The organism is Paenibacillus sp. FSL R7-0312, from assembly GCF_038004445.1.
Lineage (GTDB): Bacteria > Bacillota > Bacilli > Paenibacillales > Paenibacillaceae > Paenibacillus_AQ.
The window spans coordinates 3,065,109-3,088,938 of sequence record NZ_JBBORE010000001.1; the positions used below are offsets into that span (position 1 = coordinate 3,065,109).

Annotated in this window: 16 protein-coding genes; 6 read left to right on the top strand and 10 right to left on the bottom strand. The window is 53.2% G+C overall.

The window, feature by feature from the left end:
* Nucleotides 1-15 precede the first annotated feature (15 nt).
* The gene (locus tag MKX70_RS13400) at nt 16-1,596 is read left to right on the top strand and encodes an extracellular solute-binding protein (protein ID WP_042238646.1); all 1,581 of its coding nucleotides are present in this window, start codon (nt 16-18) and stop codon (nt 1,594-1,596) included.
* 64 nt (nt 1,597-1,660) lie between these two features.
* Here the strand turns inward: MKX70_RS13400 and bglS (MKX70_RS13405) are convergent, their stop codons facing one another.
* Together bglS (MKX70_RS13405) and bglS (MKX70_RS13410) are read right to left on the bottom strand one after the other, a co-directional pair.
* On the bottom strand, nt 1,661-2,389 hold the full coding sequence (bglS, locus tag MKX70_RS13405) for a beta-glucanase (RefSeq protein ID WP_042243232.1): 729 nt from the start codon (nt 2,387-2,389) through the stop codon (nt 1,661-1,663).
* Nucleotides 2,390-2,580: 191 nt separating this feature from the next.
* Nucleotides 2,581-3,270, bottom strand: coding sequence for a beta-glucanase (gene bglS / locus MKX70_RS13410; protein WP_156123496.1), 690 nt, complete (start codon nt 3,268-3,270; stop codon nt 2,581-2,583).
* 229 nt (nt 3,271-3,499) lie between these two features.
* Between bglS (MKX70_RS13410) and MKX70_RS13415 the strand changes: the two genes are divergently transcribed.
* Together MKX70_RS13415 and leuS are read left to right on the top strand one after the other, a co-directional pair.
* Nucleotides 3,500-4,567 (top strand): AI-2E family transporter, encoded by a 1,068-nt coding sequence (locus MKX70_RS13415; protein ID WP_042238644.1) that lies wholly within the window; start codon nt 3,500-3,502, stop codon nt 4,565-4,567.
* 802 nt (nt 4,568-5,369) lie between these two features.
* The gene (gene leuS, locus MKX70_RS13420) at nt 5,370-7,817 is read left to right on the top strand and encodes a leucine--tRNA ligase (RefSeq protein ID WP_340840171.1); all 2,448 of its coding nucleotides are present in this window, start codon (nt 5,370-5,372) and stop codon (nt 7,815-7,817) included.
* A 209-nt stretch (nt 7,818-8,026) separates the two neighbouring features.
* On the opposite strand, the gene comER is transcribed toward leuS, so the two are convergent.
* A complete protein-coding gene (comER, locus tag MKX70_RS13425; protein WP_340840172.1) occupies nt 8,027-8,878 on the bottom strand; it encodes a late competence protein ComER in 852 nt (283 codons plus the stop codon).
* Nucleotides 8,879-9,025: 147 nt separating this feature from the next.
* Between comER and MKX70_RS13430 the strand changes: the two genes are divergently transcribed.
* The 3 genes from MKX70_RS13430 (at nt 9,026) to MKX70_RS13440 (ending at nt 13,835) form a co-directional block, all read left to right on the top strand.
* Nucleotides 9,026-9,733 carry a helix-hairpin-helix domain-containing protein gene (locus MKX70_RS13430; RefSeq protein ID WP_340840173.1) on the top strand — a complete coding sequence of 236 codons (708 nt, stop codon included), beginning with the start codon at nt 9,026-9,028 and terminating at the stop codon, nt 9,731-9,733.
* 573 nt (nt 9,734-10,306) lie between these two features.
* Nucleotides 10,307-10,825 carry a deoxycytidylate deaminase gene (locus MKX70_RS13435; protein ID WP_039300969.1) on the top strand — a complete coding sequence of 173 codons (519 nt, stop codon included), beginning with the start codon at nt 10,307-10,309 and terminating at the stop codon, nt 10,823-10,825.
* Nucleotides 10,826-11,000: 175 nt separating this feature from the next.
* Nucleotides 11,001-13,835 (top strand): ComEC/Rec2 family competence protein, encoded by a 2,835-nt coding sequence (locus tag MKX70_RS13440; protein ID WP_340840174.1) that lies wholly within the window; start codon nt 11,001-11,003, stop codon nt 13,833-13,835.
* Nucleotides 13,836-13,863: 28 nt separating this feature from the next.
* Here MKX70_RS13440 and MKX70_RS13445 read toward each other — a convergent pair whose 3' ends face one another.
* The 7 genes from MKX70_RS13445 to MKX70_RS13475 form a co-directional block, all read right to left on the bottom strand.
* Nucleotides 13,864-14,643, bottom strand: coding sequence for an alpha/beta fold hydrolase (locus MKX70_RS13445; protein WP_340783410.1), 780 nt, complete (start codon nt 14,641-14,643; stop codon nt 13,864-13,866).
* Between the two features lie 366 nt (nt 14,644-15,009).
* The gene (nrdF, locus tag MKX70_RS13450) at nt 15,010-15,969 is read right to left on the bottom strand and encodes a class 1b ribonucleoside-diphosphate reductase subunit beta (RefSeq protein WP_340840175.1); all 960 of its coding nucleotides are present in this window, start codon (nt 15,967-15,969) and stop codon (nt 15,010-15,012) included.
* A 35-nt stretch (nt 15,970-16,004) separates the two neighbouring features.
* Nucleotides 16,005-18,089, bottom strand: a complete 2,085-nt coding sequence (nrdE, locus tag MKX70_RS13455; protein ID WP_042238635.1) for a class 1b ribonucleoside-diphosphate reductase subunit alpha — start codon at nt 18,087-18,089, stop codon at nt 16,005-16,007.
* Nucleotides 18,076-18,435: a class Ib ribonucleoside-diphosphate reductase assembly flavoprotein NrdI gene (gene nrdI, locus MKX70_RS13460; protein ID WP_039309577.1), complete on the bottom strand. Its 360-nt coding sequence runs from the start codon at nt 18,433-18,435 to the stop codon at nt 18,076-18,078. Before nrdI ends, nrdE begins: the two co-directional genes overlap by 14 nt.
* Before the next feature lie 662 nt (nt 18,436-19,097).
* Nucleotides 19,098-20,900: an ABC transporter ATP-binding protein gene (locus tag MKX70_RS13465; protein WP_340840176.1), complete on the bottom strand. Its 1,803-nt coding sequence runs from the start codon at nt 20,898-20,900 to the stop codon at nt 19,098-19,100.
* Nucleotides 20,857-22,593, bottom strand: coding sequence for an ABC transporter ATP-binding protein (locus MKX70_RS13470; RefSeq protein ID WP_340840177.1), 1,737 nt, complete (start codon nt 22,591-22,593; stop codon nt 20,857-20,859). Before MKX70_RS13470 ends, MKX70_RS13465 begins: the two co-directional genes overlap by 44 nt.
* Nucleotides 22,594-22,665: 72 nt before the next feature.
* Nucleotides 22,666-23,655 (bottom strand): LacI family DNA-binding transcriptional regulator, encoded by a 990-nt coding sequence (locus MKX70_RS13475; RefSeq protein ID WP_340840178.1) that lies wholly within the window; start codon nt 23,653-23,655, stop codon nt 22,666-22,668.
* Nucleotides 23,656-23,830: the final 175 nt, after the last annotated feature.

Sequence of the window (23,830 nt, forward strand, 5' to 3'; positions counted from 1 at the left end):
AAAGCAGGTGGTTCCATGAAATTCAGATTGCCGTTGTTCGCGCTGGTCCTGATCTTATCGGGCTGCACCTTCCGCAGTTCCGGGGCCACTCTCCCGGCAGCTTCCCCGGAGAGCACGGCGCCTCACTTTGAAGTCAAAGCAGGTAAATATAATCCGCCCATAGACCTGTACACAGTGGGCTCCGTGAACCCCAATTTGACTTTTAAAAAAGGCGAGAGCCTTGAGCATAATGTGCATACGGCCTGGGCGGAGGAACGGTTGGGAATCCGTATCCGTTATCTCTGGACTATCTCCGGAACCTCCGAGAACTATGCCAACAAGCTGAGGCTTGAGCTGGCCAAAGGCAATATGCCCGATGTTGTCACTACACGGGATGCAGCCATCATTCAGGAGCTGATTGACTCCGGGCAATTCATGGAAGTCGGCAGTTTATTTGAACAATATGCCTCCCGGGTGTGGAAGAAGGCTGTTGCCGAGGACACTTCGGCATGGAATGCCTTCGTGCGGGACGGTCATAAGTATGCAATTCCCATCATGGATTACGAATACAACTCCGATCCGCTGCTCTGGATTCGCCAGGATTGGCTTACCAAGCTGAAATTGGAAACACCGCGGACGCTGGATGAGCTGGAACAGGTCATGGACGCTTTTGTCAACCAGGACCCGGACGGCAACGGATTAAAGGACACTTACGGCCTTGCTTTAGGTTTCCGTAACGGTCCCAGTACCTGGATGGGGGACAGCAGCTGGATATTTGGAGCGTTCGGCACGGTTCCCGAGCAATGGAACCGCCGGAGTGACGGAACCCTGGAATATGGCTCCGTGCAGCCCGGCGCCCGGAAGGCTGTCGCGCTTATGAAGCATTGGGTTCAGCAGGGGTACTTGTCGACCGACAGTGCCTGGCTTGATGAAGAGGGCGCCGCCAACCGTTTCGTCTCCGGCAAGGCCGGCATGATTGCCGGCCCGTATTGGATGCGCGGCTGGCCCTTGTCTTCCCTGACTGCCGCAGATCCGCAGGCGTCTGTCAAGGCTGTTGCGATACCCTCCGGACCGGAAGGTACCGCTATGAGAAGAGGCACCTTACCTGTTAACGGAGCCATACTGATTAACAAGAAAATGAAGCACCCCGAAATCTTTTTTACCTATCAGAATTATATGTTTGATTACTATGCTACCTCCACCGGCGAGTTCATTAATGGTCTTGCAGAGGGCTATGACTGGGCAATGGCGGGCGGCAAGGCGACCATTGAGCCCTCTGCGCTGCCGATGGGCGTGATCCGGGTGGCCTCCTACACACTGACCTTCGACGGGGCGAGAATTCCTTCCGAAGTCATTAAGGAGATTCCGGAGGATATTGCCCCGGTGCTGCTGGGCCAGAAGGAGGCTTCCCGTAAGGAACAGTTCACGGGACCTCCCACCAAGACGATGAAGAGCGACGGTGAGCTGCTGAAGAAGCTGGAACAAAAAAGCTTTCAAAACATAATCTTTGCGGACAGCGGTATCGAGGAATTTGACGAGTTTGTCGGCAAATGGAAGGCGTACGGGGGATTGTCCGAAACCTCGGAGGTCAATGCCTGGGACCGCAGCCGCCGATGAGTCCACAGGGACAAGAAACCGCCTTGCTGAAGGCGGTTTCTTGTCGGAGAGGCGCTGGAGCTTCTTACTCGCCCCGGGCTGGCGTATAGCGGAATTCGTCATAATAAGCATGTAGCGGAGCCTTGCCGTCATAAGCCTCCAGCCAGGAATCCACGCCTGTTCCGTTCCAGAGATTCATCATAATACGGCCCGGAGTAAGGGGGATACTCTCGGTCGCAGTATGAACAGGGCGGCCGTCTACATACCAGGTAATGGAATCCCTCTTCCATTCGAAACCATACCAGTGAAATTCTGCTGACGCGTCAAAGCCGAGGTCAATCACCTTTTCATGTCCTCCGATGCCGTCTGTGAAGTAGTTCAACTGCATCTGGCGGGTGTTTTTACCCAAAAATTCAATATCGATTTCGTCCCAGGGCTCACCTTCCGAAGGGCCGGTATACGTGAAGAAAGAAGAGACTACACCGGGATTGGCCGCCGGCTTCATACGGATTTCATACTTGCCATAGCTGTACTTTTGCAGCGAACGGTATTCTGCGCCGTCGAACTCGCCGGGGGACCGGCTGGTAAGAGACAGGGTCATAAGATCATCCCCGGCAAATGAGATGTTATCTTCTCGCCAGGTGCAGTTGAACATGTCTCCGTTGGAATAGCCATCCGTTTTCTTCCAGAACTCCGAATTGAATTCTGTAAAATTGTCCTTCGCACCTCCTGCTTCGGATCGGGGTGCTGAAGTGAAGGCCCATAGGCCCCATACTGCTGCTGACAGAGCAGCTACGGCTACGGATGCTTTGATTAACCTGTTGCGTATCAATTCTGTTCCTCCTGTGATGATGTTTCTTGCTTTTATCGTACAGAACCCAGGCTCTAGCCGCTATACCAATGTGTCAATCCGGATAACAAATTCTGAAGATAACGGCTTCCGGGCAGATGTAAAAGGACTCCGGCAGGTGCGCTCTGTGCGCCGCCGGAGTCCAAATTTCGTTTTTAGTTGCCTGTAAATTTCAGCCAGTCGTAGTAAGCGTAGAGCGGATTGGCTCCGTTATAGGAACCGAGCCAGGAGTCCACTCCCGTTCCGTTCCAGAGGTTCATCATAATTTTACCGGGATGGGACGGAATATTGCTGGTGGCCGTATGCTTCAGAACGCCGTCCACATACCACTTAATGTAGCCCTGCTGCCAATCGAAGGCATACGTATGATAACCTTGGGAGGCGTCGAATCCCAGATTCACGATCTTTTCATGACCGCCAACCCCGTTTGTATAATAATTGAATTGAACTTTAGTGGTGTCCTTGCCCAGAAACTCGATATCAATTTCATCCCAGGGCGTGCCGTCGGAGGGTCCGGTATAGGTGAAGAAGGAAGAGACGATTCCGCTGTTCTTGGCAGGCTTCATGCTGACTTCATATTTACCGTAGCCGTACTTGTAGACTGAACGCATTTCTGCACCGTCAAATTTATTATTGCTGGGGCTGGTCAGTGCCAGACGAAGCTGTCCGCCACTTGTAAATGAGATATTGTTAGCGCGCCAGGTGCAGTTGAACATCCCGCCATTAGAATAGCCGTCGGCTTTTTGCCAGGTGGCGGAATTGAAGTAGGTCAGAGGCTCATCAAAGATGGTGGCTGCCGAAACAGACGGAGCTCCAGCGAGCAATCCGGCAAGCAGCAACGTCATACCTGCACCGCATAATCGTTTTAACCTTTTCATAATAAAAGTACCCCTCCTCGAAATGAAAGCGTTTTACAATATGATTTTAGCGGACCTTGATGCCGGCCACTATACCAACTTTCCAACTCAAATAACAAAAAACCAATTTTTTGCAGGCAAGAGTATTTCATTACCCTCTCACACATACTAATATTGCATGACTGTTAGAGGGCTGTACATGTTCAGGAGGGGTATTATGGAGCAATGGTCCCAAAATAAATGGTTCCGCTGGATGATCGGCGTGCTGCTCTCCCTGATCATTCTGTATTTCGTCTGGCTGCTCCGCCCCATGCTGGAGGGAATCTTCCTGTTTCTAAAAGCGATCCTCGCCCCGTTCCTGGCGGCAATGATCATCTCATATGTGCTGAATCCCGTGGTTTCCATGCTCTCCAGGAGAAAAATGCCGCGCAGCGTGGCCGTCCTGCTGATCTATGCCGTATTTCTCACCTCACTGGCGGTCATTCTGATCAACCTGATTCCAATGTTCATCGAGCAGCTGGAGGAGCTTAACGAGCATCTGCCGGAGATGACATTGCATGCGCAGGGCCTGATGCGGGGCATGAATTCCAGACTGATTCCGCCCGGTGTGGAGACGGGAATGAATAACTGGTTCTATCAGCTGGAAAACCGCCTGGCCGAAGGCATCTCCCACTTCCTTGATAATATTGCTTCAACCATTGGCATCCTGTTCAATGCGTTCATTGTGCCATTTCTGGTGTTCTACATCCTGAAGGACTTCGATGTGTTCGAACGGACCGTTGTGTCGTGCCTTCCCCGGTCCCGCCGTAAGTCGATTGTCACCCTGCTCAAGGATATTGATGAGGCACTTGGCAATTATATCCGCGGGCAATTTCTTGTCTGTATTATCATTGGTGTGCTGGCCTATATCGGTTATGCCATTATCGGCATGCCCTATGCGCTGCTCTTCGCCTGTGTAGTAGCGGTATTCAACATAGTTCCTTATATGGGTCCGTTTCTGGGCGCAGCTCCGGCCATCGTGATGGCCTCGACCCTCTCATGGCGCCTTGTCCTGATGGTAGCAGTAGTAAATACGCTATGCCAAATGCTGGAGAGCAACGTCATTTCTCCGCAGGTCGTTGGGCGGAAGCTGCATCTGCATCCGCTGCTGATTATCTTCGCGCTGCTGGTCGGCGGGGAGATCGCCGGAATGATCGGGCTGATTCTAGCGGTGCCGTTTTTCGCAGCCGGCAAAGTGGTCATTCAGCATATCGTCGCCTATTATATCCGCAGAAGGCCGGCATAAAGGGATATATATCGTTAAATCATTGACTGTACATGTATCTTTTGGTTATAATGTGGTGAATATTACGAGTAAAGAGCAGTGCACATAGCAGTACGATGAAGAGGAGTATTAATTCGTGAGACCGTTATTGCAGAGAGCCGGCACCCCAGGTGCGAGCCGGTTAACGGACCGCAGTGAACTCACCTCGGAGTAATGGCGCGAGCCGCAGGGTTCCTTAAGCTTCATTAATAAGGGGACCGGCGTGTGAACCGTCGTCGCCTCACCCCCGCTAAAGGGTGTCAAAGTGAGTGCCGGACAAAGAATGTCCGCCGCTAACTAGGGTGGTACCACGGGAATTCAAACCTCTCGTCCCTAGCGATAATACGCTAGGGATGGGAGGTTTTTTTGCGGTTAGCTTGGCGGACGGCGGGATCAAGGATGTTCCAGCAGACCGGCGAATCGGAAGCGGGTTATGGGTCTTGCGGATTCTGCCGTCCCGGCGAATTAACCGCGTATTTAGGCTTTGCAGGCCCTAACGGCCCAGCTAATCATTGTGGGTTCTTGGACTTTGCTGGTCCGCCAGGAGAACAGATGGGGTTTATAAAAGTTACAGAGAACGGAACGGAGAAAATTTTGGAGCTGGAGCAACGTAGTGGCCGCCTTTATACTCGGATTTCTACCGCGATAAGCGGTTCCAATCAGGAAATCCGAGTATAACAGCGGGTGGAAGCCCAAAACTTTTTGCAGTGGAGACTATCTCTTAACTCTTTTTTAAAGACAATAGTACGATCTAAGACAGCAACACTCCAAGGAGGAGCATAAGATGAGCGACAACATTGGCACACCGGCCCAAGCCGGCTACCGCGCCCAGACCATCGAGCCGAAATGGCAGAAATTCTGGGACGAGAACAAGACATTCAAGACAAGTGAAGAAGCAGGCAAACCGAAGTTCTACGCACTGGATATGTTCCCGTATCCTTCCGGCGCAGGGCTGCACGTAGGCCATCCGGAAGGGTATACCGCTACAGACATCGTCTCCCGTTTCAAACGGATGCGCGGCTACAATGTACTGCACCCGATGGGCTGGGACGCTTTCGGACTTCCGGCTGAGCAGTATGCGATGGATACCGGACAGCATCCGCGTGACATTACCTTCAAGAACATTGATAATTTCCGCCGCCAGATCAAGTCGCTGGGCTTCTCCTACGACTGGGACCGCGAGATCAGCACGACTGATCCGGGTTACTACAAATGGACGCAGTGGATTTTCATCCAGCTGTACAACCGCGGTCTGGCTTATGTAGCTGAGGTTTCCGTGAACTGGTGTGAAGCGCTGGGGACCGTCCTGGCGAATGAAGAAGTGATCGACGGCAAAAGCGAGCGCGGCGGCCATCCCGTGGTCCGCAGACCGATGCGCCAGTGGATTCTGAGAATTACCGAATACGCAGACCGTCTGCTCGAGGATCTGGATGAGCTGGACTGGGAAGAGAGCATTAAGGATATGCAGCGCAACTGGATCGGCAAATCGACCGGCGCTGAGGTGACTTTTGCCATTGAAGGGCATGAGGCTACGCTTGAAGTGTTCACCACCCGTCCGGACACCCTGTTCGGAGCAAGCTACTGCGTTGTGGCACCGGAGCATAAGCTGGTTGATGTAATTACAACAGAAGAGCAGAAGGCTGCCGTTGCGGACTACCGCGACAAGGCTTCCCGCAAGAGTGATCTGGAACGTACGGATCTGGCCAAAGAGAAAAGCGGTGTCTTCACCGGTGCTTACGCAATCAATCCGGTGAACGGCGCACAGGTGCCGATCTGGATTGCCGACTACGTGCTGGCCGGCTACGGAACCGGAGCGATTATGGCTGTTCCGGGTCATGATAGCCGTGACTGGGAGTTCGCCAAGCAGTTCGGCCTGAACATTGTGGAAGTCGTACAGGGCGGCAACATTGAAGAGGAAGCGTATTCCGGCGACGGCCTGCATGTGAATTCCGGATTCCTCGATGGCCTGTCCAATACTGAAGCCATTGCGAAAATGATTGCCTGGCTGGAAGAGAAGGGCAGCGGCAAGGGCAAAGTAACCTACCGCCTGCGCGACTGGCTGTTCAGCCGCCAGCGTTACTGGGGGGAGCCAATTCCAATTCTGCATCTGGAAGACGGCACCATGAAGACCGTTCCTGTGGACCAGCTGCCGCTGGTACTGCCGGATGTGGATGCGATCAAGCCTTCGGGCACAGGTGAATCCCCGCTGGCGAATGTAACCGAATGGGTCGAAACGATTGATCCGGAGACTGGCATGAAAGCCCGCCGCGAGACCAACACCATGCCGCAATGGGCCGGCAGCTGCTGGTACTACCTGCGTTATATTGATCCGCACAATGATCAGGAGCTGTGTTCACCGGAGAAGCAGAAGGAATGGCTGCCGGTTGACCTGTACATCGGCGGAGCCGAGCATGCGGTGCTCCACCTGCTGTATGCCCGCTTCTGGCACAAGGTTCTCTATGATATCGGCGTAGTCGATACGAAGGAACCGTTCCACAAGCTGGTGAACCAGGGGATGATCCTGGGGAACAACAATGAGAAGATGAGTAAATCCCGCGGCAACGTCATCAACCCGGATGAGATCGTGGAAGCGTACGGCGCAGATACACTGCGTGTCTACGAAATGTTCATGGGGCCGCTGGAAGCTACCAAGCCTTGGAACGAAAAAGGCGTGGAAGGCATCCACCGCTTCCTCTCCCGCGTATGGCGCCTGTTCGTGAACGAAGACGGCAGCATCAGCGCGAAGATCTCGGCAGATGGCGGAACCGATGAATTCAAGCGGACCTGGCACAAGACACTGAAGAAGGTAACCGAAGACTTTGAACATCTGCGGTTCAATACGGCGATCAGCCAGCTGATGATTTTCATCAACGATGCCTACAAGCAGGAGAGCCTGTCCACGGAAGCAGCAGAACAGTTCGTCCAGATGCTGTCGCCGCTGGCACCGCATATTGCCGAAGAGCTGTGGCAGCTGCTGGGTCACGAAGGAAGCATCAGCTATGTCGCCTGGCCTGCTTATGATGAAGCCTGGACCGTAGACGCGGAAGTGGAAATCGTCGTGCAGGTTAACGGTAAAATCGTTCAGCGCGCCCTGATTCCGCTGGATATGGCTCAGCAGGAAATGCAGGATCATGCACTGGCTCTGCCGAACGTGAAGGCGGCCGTCGAAGGCAAAACCGTACGTAAAATTATTGCCGTTCCCGGCAAGCTGGTAAATATTGTAGTGGGTTAAGCGAAGAACGCAACAGTGCCCGCAGCAACGGATGACTCCGTGCTGCGGGTTTTATTGGTTTCCGGCAGTGCTCCGGAAGCGGAGAATGGAGCGGCAGAGCGTAGCTTAAGGCGGGAATGGCAAGAGGGGAAGGACGATGGCAAGGCATACGGCCCTTGCAATAAGCTATGGTCAATGGACGTTGGCAGCAGGCTATAGCCGCAGCTGCCTTAGCGGTCAAGAGGGCTCTTGACGATGCTGCTGCGCCCGAACAGCTCGTCGAGCTTTTCCACATCTTCATCGTATTTGTCATGCGTAGTGGTGATCAGGCGTTCGAACACCCCTTCCAGGCTCGTGCGCAGGTGGTTCAGCGCTTCCGCTGTAATGCCTCCCCGGACGGCAACCCGTTCCTGCAGCCCCTGCGGGGTGAAGGAGCCTTCCGTTAGCAGCTTGCCTGTACCAAGCAGCATTTCACCGGCCAGACGGCTGACCAGGGCCTCATCAATGCCGGTTGCTTCTACAGCCGCTTCGATCCACCGTTCCAGGAAATAGCTGATGAACGCCGGGCCGCAGCTGGAGAAATCAGAGGCAATCCGCGTATGGTTCTCTGGGATTTCCGCAGGAACACCAATACATGAGAATAGCCGGAGCAGGACCAGCCTGTCTTTTTTATTTAATCTGCTTCCGAAAATGCACAGAGAAGTCCCGCTTTTGACGGAATGGGTGATGCTGGGAATAATCTTGGCAATTTTGGAGGGCAGTACGGATTCAAGATGGTACAGCTGAACTGGACTAGTAATGGATACGACAATCTGCTCGCTGCGCAGGTAAGGGGCAATCTCATCGCTTAACATTTTGAACTGCAAAGGTTTGACACACAGAAACACGATATCGCTCTCGGACGCGGCTTCGATGTTGCCCGAGCATACAGTGATTCCGGGATGAAGCTTCTTCAGCTCCCTCAGCTTGCCCGGGCTGCGGTTGCTGGCCAGCACATCACACGGATCAAGGGCTCCCGAACGAAGAAAGGCGTCGATGAGCAGACCGCCCATGCTGCCTGTTCCGATAAATCCCACTTTCATCCTGTGGTTGCCTCCTTTCTAATGTTGCTGGGTTCTGGGCTTACAGGAATACTCTTCGTTCAATGTATGCACGGCAGTCTTGGACAAATGACAGGTTTTAAGCTTGTTTTTGAATAAAATTCCAGTTTACTGAAGGAGGACAGCTTCATGGGCAAAAGAATGATCGGCTGCGCTATTGCCGCTGCCCTGCTGGGCGGCGCTCTAGTCTGGGCTGCAGACCACAGGGCGGAGGACGGCATCGCCGGGTGGGAGACCCTGAACGCCGGGATGGCACAGGCGCTGGGGGTGGCGGATGGCGGGGCGGGAACGGCAGGGGAGAGTGGTGAAGCTGGTGCTATGACTGGGGAAGCCGGGGTGAAGGCAAAGGGGGAAGGCGGCAATGTGAATGGAGCGGCTGTTGGTAAGGCTGGTGCTGTAAGTGATAAGGCCGGTGCTGCAAGTGATAACGCCGGAGTGGTTAATGGCGCCGGGATTACTGCTCCGGCGGGGACATCCGGGGCAGTGGCAGGTAGGAATGACGGAAATGCGGATGGTAAGGAAGGAACGGCGGTTGGTGGCGGGATCGCAGGAGTAGCTGAGAATGGAACCGCTAATGGAGGGACTGTTGGTGCAATAGGGGGCGCGGGACCAGCAGGTGCCGCAGGTGCAGCAGTGGCTGCTGACGGCAGGGTCAACGTGAACATTGCCGATACCGTAGCCCTGATGGACTTGCCGGGTATCGGAGAGAAGAAGGCGCAGGCGATTATCGACTACCGCAGCAGCAAGGGAGCGTTCCGCAGCCTGACCGATCTGGGCAAGGTGAAGGGGATCGGGCCGAAGCTGCTGGAGCAGCTGAAGCCGCTGGTGGCATTTTGAGTCCAGGGACCCGCTGGATGATTCGAGCGGGCGGCAGCATTCATACTGAAGCTTGTATACACTACAATTGACAGGGAATTGCCGGGGGGGGTTGTTTTGTTACACAAGGTTGTCTGATTGAGCCGAGTCTACCCTGCCCTGCCCAACCGTATGCTCCGCCAGTCAGATAAGTGTATTGGGTACAACTAAAAACAGTAAAACTACTAATTTCTTAAATTTAGTTGCACTTCGACCCATTAAAATACGTTGTGGCGATTTTAGCTCAGCAGATCGAGATATAAGTGTACGAAGTGCAATTAAACTGCTTTTTATCAGAATTTCGGTCTTTTTAGTTGTACAGAATACAGTTAAGGCCAGAAACCGAAAAGGACTAGTAACAGGCCTAGCTTGAGGCTGCCGGAGAACTGAGCTTAACGCCAGAATCGACGTTTGTATCAGCAATTGCGGTTTAGGCAGCATGATGCTGTAATGAAAACGGTTGGCAGGCTAGTGTTAGGACAAGCTGTATAGTGAAAGAATGCTGCATTATGTTACAATAATGAACAACTATCTAAGAGGAAGTGGAGATTGCTGATGACTGTGGCTTACCGCAAGAACTGGGATACATACTTCATGGATATTGCCTGCATGGTCTCCACCCGTTCGCGCTGCCCCCGCCGTCATGTCGGTGCTGTGCTGGTGCAGGGCAAGAAGCTGCTGGGCACCGCCTATAACGGCGCACCGATGGGTGTTCCGGACTGCTCGGAAGCAGGCTGTATGGTCTCCGAGCAATATGAGCGTGAGATTATTGACGGCGTAGAGACCATGGTGAAAAAGCAGCGCTGTATCCGCACGATCCATGCCGAGCAGAATCTGCTGCTGTTCACAGACCGGAGTGACCGGGAAGGCAGTACCGTCTACGTCACGGATGAACCTTGCTGGACCTGTGCCAATATGCTGGCCAACAGCGGGATTGTAGAGATTGTCTATCTGCGTCCGTACCGCAAGGATATGGAGAAGGTGGAGGCCATGCTGTCCTCCAAAGGAATTGTGTTCCGCCAATTGGAGAACTATGAGCCGCCGAAGGAAACGATGATCTCGGTATCGGAATAACCGGCTGAGCATCTGCAGCTGGAATAAGATAAGAATAGGTTTAGACTTCAGGGGAAGGACCTCTGCACACGCTGTATTTGCGTAGGCAGGGGTTCTTTTTGTTATGGTTGTTGTGGTTGTAGTTGAGCGGAGAGCGATAAGGGAGTAGAAGCAATTATGGAGGGAGGGGATGTATATGAACAGAAGGCCGCTCTTAAGCTTCACGATCTGCTGGATTGCCGGAAGTGCGGCAGGCTGTCTGTTCTCCGGACGTAGTCTGCTGATCTACCTCGCAGGCTTGCTGTTATTGCCTGCAATCTGGGCGGTCAGCGGCGGCATACGCTGGAGAACGGCTGCTGTGTTCGGACTGGCAATTGCTGCAGCAGGTCTGTATTGGGAGTGGGGTGAGGCGCGTAATGTGAGCCTGCTGCCGAAGGTATTGGGACAACAGATAAGCGAACTGAATGAGGCTTATATAACAGCCGCAGGCGTTATTGCGTCTCCGGTGCAGCGGGACGGGGACCGGGTTGATTTTACGATGAAGCTGTCACGGATCGGACTGGATCGGCAGGGAGGTCAGGAGGCGGAAACAGCTGCGAATGTAGAAACGGGAGCTAATGTAGATACAAAAGAAAAATCAGCTGTCGTGGTAGAGGCAGGAACAGAAGCAGAATCAGAAATAGGAGGAAGCGCAGAAGCAGATGCTGAAACAGGAGTAGGGGCAGACGCAACAGGAGCAGAAGAGGAAGCAAAAGGGGAACTGGTTGCCGTTCAAATCAAGCTTCAGGAAGAAAGCGAAATCGCTGTAGCTGCCCTATGGCAGCGGGGAGACCGGGTAGTCATTGAAGGAGAGCTGGCCCAGCCGCAGATAGCGCGTAACTTCGGCGGATTCGACTACCAGGCCTATCTGCTCACGAAAAAGACTCACTGGCTGCTGAAAGGGGCCGGAACTGCGAGTGTAACGGCTAAACCTCCGGCATCGTGGCAGCTATCCGGCATTCTGCGCTGGAATGATAGGATGCGCGCCACCCTCGGTGCAGAGATGGAGCGCTTATTCCAGGAGCCGCATGCCGGATATATGAAGGGACTCGTCATCGGCATCCAGGAGGATCTGGACCCGGAGACCTTCAAGCAGTTCTCACAGCTGGGGCTGACTCATATTCTGGCGATCTCGGGAATGCATGTTGCGGTTTATGTCGGGGTGATCTTGTTTCTTCTGCGCCGCTGCCGCTTCACGAGAGAAACAGCACTCACGGTAACATTACTGCTTGTACCAGCCTATGTACTGCTGTCCGGTGCCGGACCGTCAGTGGTTCGCGCCGGGCTGATGAGCATGATTGCTCTGTTTGCCGCAAGGCTCGGTATCCTTAAGGATGGAATGAACATTCTGGCCGCTTCAGCGCTGATGATGCTGGTCTGGAACCCGTATCTGCTGCTCAGCGTCAGCTTTCAGCTGTCCTTTCTGGTGACAGCAGGTCTCATGGTATATACGCCGCTGGCCGCGCCATTATTCAGACATTTACCTAACTGGCTGGGCAGCACCCTCTCGGTAACCTTCATTGCACAATTGGTCTCTTTCCCGTTGACGATTTATTACTTTAACCAATTTTCGCTGCTGTCCTTTGCCGCCAATCTGCTGCTCGTTCCATTCATCACGTTCCTGGTGCTGCCGCTTGGTACGCTGGCGCTGCTGCTTGGACGGTTCTGGAATACTGCCGCCCTCTTAACTGTGCAGCTTGCAGAGCTGCTGAATAATGCTACGTTTGAGGCAGTGGAGTGGGTAAACGGGTTTACGGCAGGTGTGCTGATCTGGGCTTCACCTTCATTACTGTGGATTTGCCTATACTACGGGCTACTTTACGGCTTGTTGTATGCGATGAAGAGACGGACAGAGAGTATGCTTGTTCCCCAGTATATGGAGGATGAGACCCGGCCGCTGGAAGAGTTGGAGCTGCCGGGAAACAGCCGCGGTAAGGCCGGCAATACCAGCAGCAGCAAGGCGGCGCCAGCGGCAGCTGCGAGCAGCAGAAGAGCCGTGCTAGCCTTCCAGGCCTTTCCGCAGCCAGACGCTACGCGCTGGAGCAGCCTTGCCGCTGTGCAGTTCGCTGCCGGTCTGACGCTTCTGCTGTACAGAGGCTACAATGCGGGAGACCTGAACGGTGCGGGAGCCATCAGCTACCTGGATGTGGGGCAGGGGGACAGCATCCTGATTACCACGCCGGGCGGAGCCCATATTCTGGTGGACGGCGGTGGAACGGTGAGCTTCGGGAAGAAGGAGGCCTGGCGAATCCGCCGCAGTCCGTTCGAGGTCGGGGCCAAGACGCTGCTGCCGCTGCTGAAGCAGCGGGGCATCCACCGGCTGGATGCGGTGATCCTGACACATGGCGATCAGGATCATGCCGGAGGGCTGCAGGCGGTGCTGGAGGGAATGCCGGTGTCGGCGCTGCTGTTCAACGGCTCGCTGGCGGATACGGAACCATACACTAAGCTGATGACTACAGCGCTTGCCGCAGGAGTTCGGCTGTATCCGGTACAGCAGGGCATGGCGCTGGCTCCGGATGAGGCTACGCAGCTGAACTTCCTGTGGCCGGAGCCGCCGGCGAAGGGGCAACATTTTCCGGATGAAGTGGAGAATCAGAACCACGAATCGGTCGTGTTCCGGCTGGAGATGAACGGCCGCAGCTTTCTTTTCACAGGCGATATGGACCAGGCGGCGGAGGAAGCGATATTGCAATCCGCACAGCAGGCTGGAATACAGTCAGGTAAGCCCACCGACATCCTCAAGGTCGCCCACCACGGCAGCAAAACCGCCACCAGTGCGGACTGGCTCACCTTCTGGAATCCGGCAGCGGCTGTAATCTCAGCAGGGGTGAACAACCTGTACGGGCATCCGAACGGCGATGTACTAGCCCGGCTGGAGGACGCAAATACAGAGGTATACCGGACCGATCAGCAGGGGGAGATTCAGCTTATGGTGGGTAAGGAAGCGATAATAATGAGACATAAGCTTAATATGAAGGATACGGAATAAACTATTTACGATGAACAAAACAAATACATCAAACCCTTTTACATTCCTTGGGTACGTCATCTTTATGCACCCATATGTCGACCATTTGATTAAAGAAGTCAGGCATCGCCAGAGAGACCCCGTGTCCAAGGCCAGGGATGATCACGCCATTACAATTGGAGCTCGCAGCAACAAGATCCTTAGCAGATTGCTTCATCACAGCTTTTTCTTTCTCACCTACTGTAACCAGTATCTTGCCTGTGGCCTCACTGAAACCGGATGGAATAGTGAACGTCATATTCTCTTCCAGCACTGCGATCAAGGCGACAGGCTGTATCCGGCAGCTCTCGGCATAATATCGTTCAAAGTATTCATCGCCTAGATATAGTGTCTTAGCCTGAAGCCTGGAGAACCATCTCTGTTTAATTAAAGGGAAGGTTAGTCTGACTGCCGGTCGAATCCACTTTTTAGCATACGACATGGGTCTGACCAGAGCACTGTTTATTATGGCAAAATCAATGAGCTCAGGTCTCAGGCTAACCATCTGGACAGCAACCTGTGCACCTAAAGAGAATCCGATCAGGACGACTTTCTTTCCGCCTGCTTGTTCTCCGATTATTTGGTTCAATTGTTCTGCACTGCTTTGAATTGAAAATATAACGTCATCATTACTTAACCCGTGTCCGGGCAAGTCTGGAACCATGCAATGATAATGGGCGAAATATTCCACTTGTCTATCCCACATCCAGCCGCTCACTCCGCCACCGTGTAAGAATACCATCAGATAAGATGCGCTTTGATCTCCATACTCCTGAACATGCAAGGCCACACCGGCACACTCCTCTTCCACAAAATCAAATTCACTTCTACTTGTACGTTCCTGCATGGATTTAGACTCAAAAAAAAGCACCCGACAGCTTGTCTCTCAGCTGACGGGTGCTTTTCTTACATACAACATAATAGATTGAACTTGGAAAATAAAAAATTAAGGGATGAATGGCGAAAGAGAAGTTTGGAACTGTAGGAGCGGTAGCGTCCGCCTGAAAGCTCGCATCGGAAGCATATGCTCGGTTTGGATTTCCACCGCGGGCAGCGGTATTAATCAAGAAATCTGGGGACGGGCAGCGGCCGGAAGTCCAAACATTCTCTGTAGCCATGACTATCCTAGGATAGAAAAATTACAAGTTCGATCTATTTAAAACCGGAAATCCTCATCCCGCAAAGGCTCCACGTTCATCGCGCGGACGTAGCCGTTGCCTTTTTTGGAGAAGAAGTCATGCTGCTTGGTGTGGGTGCTGATGCCGTTCTGGACGATCGGGTTGATCTCTTCCTCTTCGAACAGCGGGTCCAGCCCCAGGTTCATCATTGCCTTATTAGCGTTGTAGCGCAGGAAGGCCTTCACTTCATCTACGAGGCCGATCTGGGCGTAGATTTGCTCGGTATACTGCTCCTCGTTGGCATGCAGCAGACGCAGCAGTCCGACCATAGTCTGATAGACATCACGCTGATCGTCTTCGGACAGCTCCTCGAAGATCTCCTGGGCGAGTACGCCGACATAGACGCCGTGGATGCTCTCATCGCGCAGGATCAGATCGATGATCTCGCCGCTGCAGGTCATTTTGCCTTGGCCGGCCAGATAGAGCGGGTAGAAGAAGCCGCTGTAGAACAGGTAGCTCTCCAGTAGAACAGAGGCAGCCATCGCGAGATAGAGGTCTTTGGGCGACTCAATCTTCTTGTAATATTCAGAGATGGTCTCTGCCTTGAATTGCAGGAACGTATTGTCCTCCACCCAGCGGAAGATGCCGTCAATCTCCTCAGTAGAAGCCAGTGTCGTAAAAATACTGCTGTAAGACTTGGCATGGATCTGCTCCATCATCCCCATGAAGCCGAGGACCGCCTTGCGCTGCAAGCCGTTCACATGCTCCATAATCTGCGGCATGCCTACGCCGCCCTGGATGGTATCGAGCAGGGTCAGCCCGCCCAGCACCTTCATATAAGAGTCCTTTTCGATCTCGCTCAGCGTGAGCCAGGACATTTTGTCATCGGATAATGGAATTTCGTCGTCGGTCCAGAACTGCATAATATTCTGATTCCAGAACATCAGCGAGTAGTCGTCGTCCGGACGGTTCCAGTTCACGGCTTTGATAGCACTCATTCGTATATTCTCCCTTTCTGTACCTGCGCTCGCTCTTAGATGGAGCAGGACAGGCATTCCTCGACAGACAGTTTATTGGTCCGGGTGTAGTACAGGGATTTCAGCCCTTTGTGTGCCGCATACAGGTAAGAGCGGGCCAGCTCGCGGGTCGTTACATCACTGTTCACATGCAGTACCGTTGAGATACCCTGGTCGATATGAGGCTGAATTTCCGCAATCAGGTCAATGACCTTGAACTGGTCCATCTGGTACGCGGATTTATAGAAGAACACATTGTCCGGACGCAGGTAAGGCATCGGATAGTAGGTCGTCGAGTTGGCATAGGTGCGGGTCTCGATCTGTTCTACAATCGGCATGACGCTGGACGTGGCATTCTGGATATAAGAGATACTCGCAGTCGGTGCAATCGCCAGACGGTAGGCATGGTACAGGCCGTTCTTCATAACGTCATCACGCAGCTGCTTCCAGTCCTCGGTTGTAGGAATGTAGATGCCCTGGAACAGCTCCTGCGCTCTTGCAGTAACCGGACGGTAGTCCGTGGTCAGGTAGCGGTCGAAATACACGCCGGACGCATAATCGGATGCTGCGAAGCCGTGGAAGGTCTCACCCGTCTCAGCAGCGATCTGCATACTCTTTTCAATCGAATGGAAGTTCATCGTCATGAAGAAGGTGCGCGCGAAATCGCGGGCCTGCTCACTCTCATAAGCAATCTTGTTCTTGGCAAAGTAACCGTGCAGATTCATCACACCCAGGCCGACGGAGTGCATCTCTTTGTTCGCTTTAGCCACGCCAGGAGCATTAGATACCGTAGTCATATCGCTGACTGCAGTAAGAGCGAGCATGCCTTCATGAACGGATTCACGGATCTTGCCGTGCTCCATCACATTCACAATGTTGAGGGAAGCCAGGTTGCAGCTGATATCACGGCGGATCGCGTCCTGCTCTCCGTAGTTGTTAATCTCGGAAGTCTCCTGCAATTGGAAAATCTCGGTGCACAGGTTCGACATTTTGATCTGACCCACATTACGCAGGGCATGGGCGTTATTGGCATTGCTCTTGTTCATAATATATGGATAGCCCGATTCGAGCTGGATCATGGCAATTTTGGTCAGCATGTCGCGTGCGCTCATGGCAACCTTCTTCTTCACGCGTGAATCTGCTAGCAAGGTATCGTACATCACGTCCAGATCCATGTCATCCAGATGCGTTCCATATGCCTGGAATACAGTATAAGGAGCGAATACATGCAGCGGCTGATTATCCTGCGCCAGCTTGTAGAAGCGGTTAGGCACGATCAGGCCGATGGACAACGTCTTCAGGCGTGTCCGTTCGTCGGCGTTGATCTTCTTGCTGTCCAGGAATTCTAGTACGTCCCAGCCAAAAATATTATAATAAGCCGCGCCCGAACCCTTGCGCTGACCCATCTGGTCCGCGTAGGAGAAGCCGTCTTCCATGAGCTTCAGGACAGGCATGATGCCTTTGGCCGCATCCTCTACGCCCTTAATCGTCTCGCCGCGCGAGCGCAGCTTGGACAGATTGACGGCCACACCGCCGCCGATCTTCGACAGCTGCATGCAGGTGTTCAGTACATAGTTGATCGAATTGAGTGAGTCGTCCATCTCCAGCAGGAAGCAGGAGACCATCTCACCGCGGCGGCTCTTGCCGGCATTGAGGAAGGTCGGCGTAGCCGGCTGCAGGCGCTGCTCCATCATCGAGCGGACCAGCGTGCGGGCCGTCTCCACGTTGCCGCGTCCCAGATGCAGGGCCACTACAGCTACGCGGTCCGGGTAATGCTCAAGGTATTGCTTACGGTCATTGCTTTTGACGGCATAGTCTGTGTAGAACTTGGAAGCCGCCATATAGGAAGGGAACTGGAAGTTATATTCGTGGGCAATCCGGTAGACGTCCTCCATCTCAGCTGCGGAATAACGGTCATACAGGTCCTCGTAGTAATCATTGGCAATCATATAATCCACTTTGGATTTCGTATCCTTAAAAGTCAGGCTGCGCCGCTCCACATCCCGCATGAACTCGGCTACTGCCTCCTGGTCCTTATCCAATTGGAAAAAGCCGCTTTCGTCTCTCTTCATCAACATGTTGTTCAGTTCAATATGCCGCAACCCGGTCCACCTCCTGTTTTATGCGCTGTACATCACCAAATGTTCCCGACAACTCAAACTTGCCGACCACCGGTACGTTGTAACGCTGTGCAATTAAATCTGCGCTATGCGCATATAGCTCACCCCAGTTTTTGTTGCCGCTCGCGGCGATGCCTTTGAGCCTGGAATGGTTCTTCTCTAAGAATGAGGATACCTTCTCTGGAATCTGTCCAAATCCCGTGGTGTATGTAACAAGCACGTAAGGCTCGTCGATCGTCATATGCTCTTCGATTTGAACAGCGGGAAGCTTCAGCTTATTGATGAACCTTCTAACGTTGCCGGTCTTGGAATCGTAAGCAATCAACATGGTCCCTAACCTCCTATAACATTAGCTCTTTCTACTTGACAAATGATGATGGGCCATTTCACTAGATTTATTGGCTTTTCTATTATATACACTATATTTAGTAACGTTTAATCATTTTACTACCATATATTGAAAAGTCAATAGACCCACAGGTCCTTCTAACCCCCTGATTAGCTGGTTAAAAAGGGATAAAACCAAGCCCCGCCTGCATTCTATTCTCTTATAATTTATTAGTATTTTTTTTAAGTATTTTGTTGCGCCTGTATCCGGCGGAAATTGTACCTGAAGGAGGGGGAGCTGCCCGTGACAGCCGCTGATTTTTGGCTGCCCCGGCAGCGGACAAGTGGGCAGACCAGTCCCCCGGGCGGTAAGCCGCCCGGGGGACTGGTGGCGTGGAGTTTTTCAAATGCTGATGTTGGCTAATGGAGTTCGGACAAGGCTGGATTCTGATTCTGTTGCACTTCATACATTAGATGAACCCGGAATCCGCAGGAAAATCGAATCTGTAGCATTTTGTACATAAGAATTCAGTAAATGAGGGACTCCTGGGCAGAATTCCAGAATTCAGTTGTACGAAATACAGCAGAATGAGATCTAGCTTAGCAAATTGCGGATTCTATTGCAGAAAGTGCAATTAGCAGACTCCGAAGGTTACGAATGTCTCACGAACTCATAATATGATTTCGGCTCTCCTCCAGCAGCTCGGCATAATAGCCGCCCCGCTGCCGCAGCTCGCGCGGATGGCCGGATTCGGCGATCCGGCCTTCCTTCATCGCAATGATAAGATCCGCACCGGCAATCGTAGACAATCGGTGGGCGATGATCAGCGTCGTTCTGCCGCTGGCGACGTTGTCGATCGCCTTCTGGATCAACTTCTCTGTATGCGAGTCGATGTTGGCGGTGGCTTCATCGAGCACGAAGATCGCCGGATCATGGGCAATGGCCCGGGCGAAGGAGATGAGCTGCCGCTGGCCTGCGGACAAGGTGCCTCCACGCTCGGTGACCGGCCCCTCGATGCCTCCGGGAGAGCTCAGCACGAACTCTTCCGCGCAGGACGCCTGTAGCGCTTCCAGCACGTTCTCCTCCGCGATGTCATCTCCAAGGGTGATGTTGTCGCGGATCGTGCCGGAGAACAGGAACACATCCTGGAGCACAACGGAAATATTCCGCCGCAGATCATCCAGCCGGATGTCGTTCACATTGACCCCGTCAATCAGAATCTCGCCTTTCTGCACGCGGTAGAAGCCGTTAATCAGACTGATGATCGTCGTTTTGCCTGCACCGGTCTCGCCGATGAAGGCGGCGGTCTGTCCTTTATCGATCACGAAGCTGACATCCTTCAGCACCCAGTCGTCATCGTTATAAGAGAACCATACGTGGCGGAACTCTATCGTCCCATGCAGCCGGTCCATCGATATGCCGCGATCCGGCTGCTCCAGGCGGTCCTCCTCACGGATCAGCTCATAGATACGCTCTGTGGATACAAGTGCGGATTGTATGGAGGTGTATTTGTCTGCCAGATCGGAGACCGGGCTGAAGAACTGCTTGATATACGTCGTGAACGCAAACAGTACACCAATCTGCAGGGTGCCGCCGGAGATCCGGCTGATGCTGAACCAGACCAGGATGGCCACAGCAAGACTCTGGAACATATCCGAGGCCGGCTTCAGCACGCTGTTGAGGCGGACCTGAATCAGGGTGGTTTTGAAATATTCCCCGTTCAGCTTCAGGAATTGATCCTCTTTTTCCCGCTCGGCGCGGAAGCTCTGAATGACCCGCATCCCGGAGAGGCTCTCGGCAATGAACCCGTTAATCTGTCCAATAAAGTGCTTCATATGGAAGAAGTTCTTTTTGATCCGGTTCTTAATGAAGAAGACCAGGAAGACCATCACCGGAATGACGGTAAAAGAAACCAGCGTTAAGGACGGGCTGAGCAGCAGCATGGCGTAGATGATCCCCAGCAGCAGCAGCACATCCTTGACCAGCGAGATGACCACATCCGTGTATAGCTCGCTGATCTCAGCTGTATCGTTGGTGGCCCGGGTAATCAGCCGCCCGGAGGAGGTCCGGTCCAGATAAGGTAGGGGGAGCCGTTCAATGATGGAGAACACTCTGACCCGCAGCTCATGGATCAGGCTCTGTCCCGCTTTGCCGGCAATCAGCGCCTGAAGATACGAGAAGATCCCGCCAGCCGCAGCTACGGTCACATACAGCAGGGCTAAGCCTCCAATCGAATTCAGTCCGCTCTGAGCGGCGCCTCCGATCAAGAAGTGGTCGATCACGCGCTGCAGAATCAGCGGCTGGATCAGAAATGCGCCATTTACAATCACCACGCACAGACAGGCAAGCAGGAGCTGGAACTTGTAAGGGGCAGATAACCGCAGCAGCAGCCTCACTGCACCAGCTTCGGATTTGTCCCGTCTAGCAGACCTCTCCTTCTTCAAGCTGTTCGGTATAGATGTCATAATACATGCCTCCTTTCTTCAGCAGCAACTCGTGGGTGCCCCGTTCGGCAATACGACCTTTATCCAGCACGATGATCTCGTCGGCTTCCATGATGCCCGATACCCGGTGAGAGATCAGGATATTACTCTTCCCCTTGCGGGTCTGCCGCAGGCTGTTCAGAATCTGTCCTTCCGTTACCGCATCCACCGCTGACAGCGCATCGTCCAGAATCAGGATGGCCGGTTTCCGGATCAGTGCCCGCGCGATTGCGAGCCGCTGCTTCTGTCCGCCGGACAGGTTCACACCGCGTTCACCCAGCAGAGTATCATAGCCCTCCGGGAACGCCTCGATACTTCCGGCAATTTGGCTGAGCGCTGCGGCATGCTGCACATCTGTGTCTGTGTAGCCGTCTTTGAACAGGACAATATTGTCCTTCACGGAGGCGGCGAATACGAAGGTATCCTGCGGCACAACCCCAAGCCCCTCCCGCAGCGGGTCCAGGGCATAATCGTTGATATCCCGCCCATCGAGCAGAATGTGACCAGGCTCCACGCCAAAGAAGCGGAAGAGGAGGGAGGCCAGGGTGCTTTTGCCGGAGCCGGTCTTGCCGATGATTCCCAGCGTGTGTCCTTTTGGCAGAACGAGTGAAATATCCCGCAATGCCGGAACATCGGAACCTTCGTAACAGAAAGTCAGCTGGCGCAGCTCCATAGATCCTTCCGGCTGAATAGGGAGAGCGTGCGGGAGATCCATGATTTCAGGCTGAACCCGCAGAATATCATTTAATCTTCCGAGGGAAGCCAACCCGCGCTGGAATATCGTCACGATCCGTCCGATCGACACAATGGGACTTACAATCAGACTGAGGTAGCCGTTAAAAGCGACAAAGTCACCAATACTGATCTCCCCCCGCAGCACCATTCGGCCGCCAAACATCAGATTCATGACGAAACAGACGGCGAAGCCGAATTCAATCATCGCAGGAAGTGCGGCGGAGACTTTGATCAGATCCAGGTTGGCCTGCTTCATACGGCTGCTCAACTCACTGAATTTCTCCATTTCCGAGCGTTCCTGTACATAAGCCTTAATGACGCGGATGCCCGAAATGTTCTCCTGAACCCTGTCCGAGACGGCGCCGAACTGATTCTGTACGATTCTGAACCGGGTCTGAACCTTGCGGCCGCTGAAGAGCATCAGGAGGATGATGAAGGGGAGCGGGGACAATGTGAGTAGAGTGAGGCTGGGGCTGACTGACGCGAACATGAAATAGACCGAGGAGATACAGATAACAATTCCGTTAAAAGACATCGCCGTAGCCGGACCGAAGGTCATGCGCACCGCTGAAATGTCGTTGATGGCATAAGCGATCAGGTCACCGGTCTTGCGGCTGCTGAAGAATCCGGGAGAGAGCTTCAGGAAATGCCGGTACAGCTCCTCCCGGATGTAGCATTCGAGGTTCCGCCCGTTCGCGATAATAATGTTTCTCCAGAGGAAGGTGCAGAGGAAGACAACAGCGGCAATCAGCACCATCCAGAAGACCTGGGTTAGCACCTGCCCCGGCTCAAAACCGTTATCCTTCATCAGATCGACCGCACTGCCAAGCACCTTGGGGAACAGCGTTTGAATGAAGGAGGCGGCGAACATGAAGGCGAAGCCTATAATGTAGCTTAGCTTGCGGGACTTGAAGAACCGCAGTAATACAGATGAATTCATCGGTTTCCCACCTTTACAATACCCTTGTTATAGATAGTGCGCATGTTAAATAAAGAGCCCGGGTTTACAAAATCACAGCTCATGCACGGAGTCCCGCTCCACCAGTGTGCTGAGAATGGCGATGTTCTCGGCAGGCTTGCCGGGCTCAGCGATCCGTTTCAGCAGCGTGCTGACAACTGTGCGGCATGAATATTCGATATTGAGATCCATCGTGGTCAAAGCGGGCAGCGAGAAGGCCGAGACCTCGGTATTGCCGCTGCTGAGCACCGACACCTCTCCCGGCACCTTGATGCCATGCTCCTGCAGCTCGCGAAGCAGTTCAACCGCAGTGAAATCATGATCGCAGATGAATGCGCTGGGCAGCTGGCCGTCTGCAATAAGGCCGGACAGTCTCAGGTGAAGAGTCTCATCCCGCCCCAGAAAAAGCCTGTCATCCACCGGCACCCCATGCTCTTCCAATGCAGAGGTGATGCCTGTTTTCTTTTCCTTATTGCGGTAGGCACTGGGATCTCCAATGAAACCAATCCGGCGGTGCCCGCGGTCCAGCAGATATTTACACTGCTTATAGCCGGCGCCCAGAAAACTGAACCATACACTGTCGTAGTCATAGGCCGGCGAATAACCGGTATAGAAAATGAGATTCGGAATCTGCTCATGGATAAATGAGGCGTATTCCAGATTAAACCGGCCGATCAGGATAACCCCGTCGAACTTGAAACCCCGGCTCAGGCGGTAAGGCAGAATTAGCTTATTCTGATTCTCCTTATCCAGAAACTCGATGCTGTAATCGGTCTCCGCCTTCTGCAAAGCGAGCTCAATCCCTTGTACCATATAGCTGAAATTGCTGTTATCATGCGAATAGGGCTTCTGGTGCAGCACCAGAATTCGGGCAGGCGTATGCTTTTTGGGCTTAATATAGCCCATTTCCGCTGCTTTCCGTACAATGGCTGCCTTCAGCTCGTCGCTGATTCCGGCTTGATTGCTGAGTGCCCGGCTGATTGATACAGGTGAGAGGCCCATGGCCTGGGCGATATGTGTGATCGTTACTTTTTTAGTCTTCAAAAGAATCCCCCGCTTTATCGTGCTGCCGCAGTATATCGCTTCCGGCACTGTTATTATAATCATCCATTCCATAGGAATCTACGATAAAAAACGTAAAAAACAACGTAAAAAATAAATTTTTTTAACGTAAATTTGAGGACAATCGTAAGCATCTCTTATGTGCAAATAATTTTTT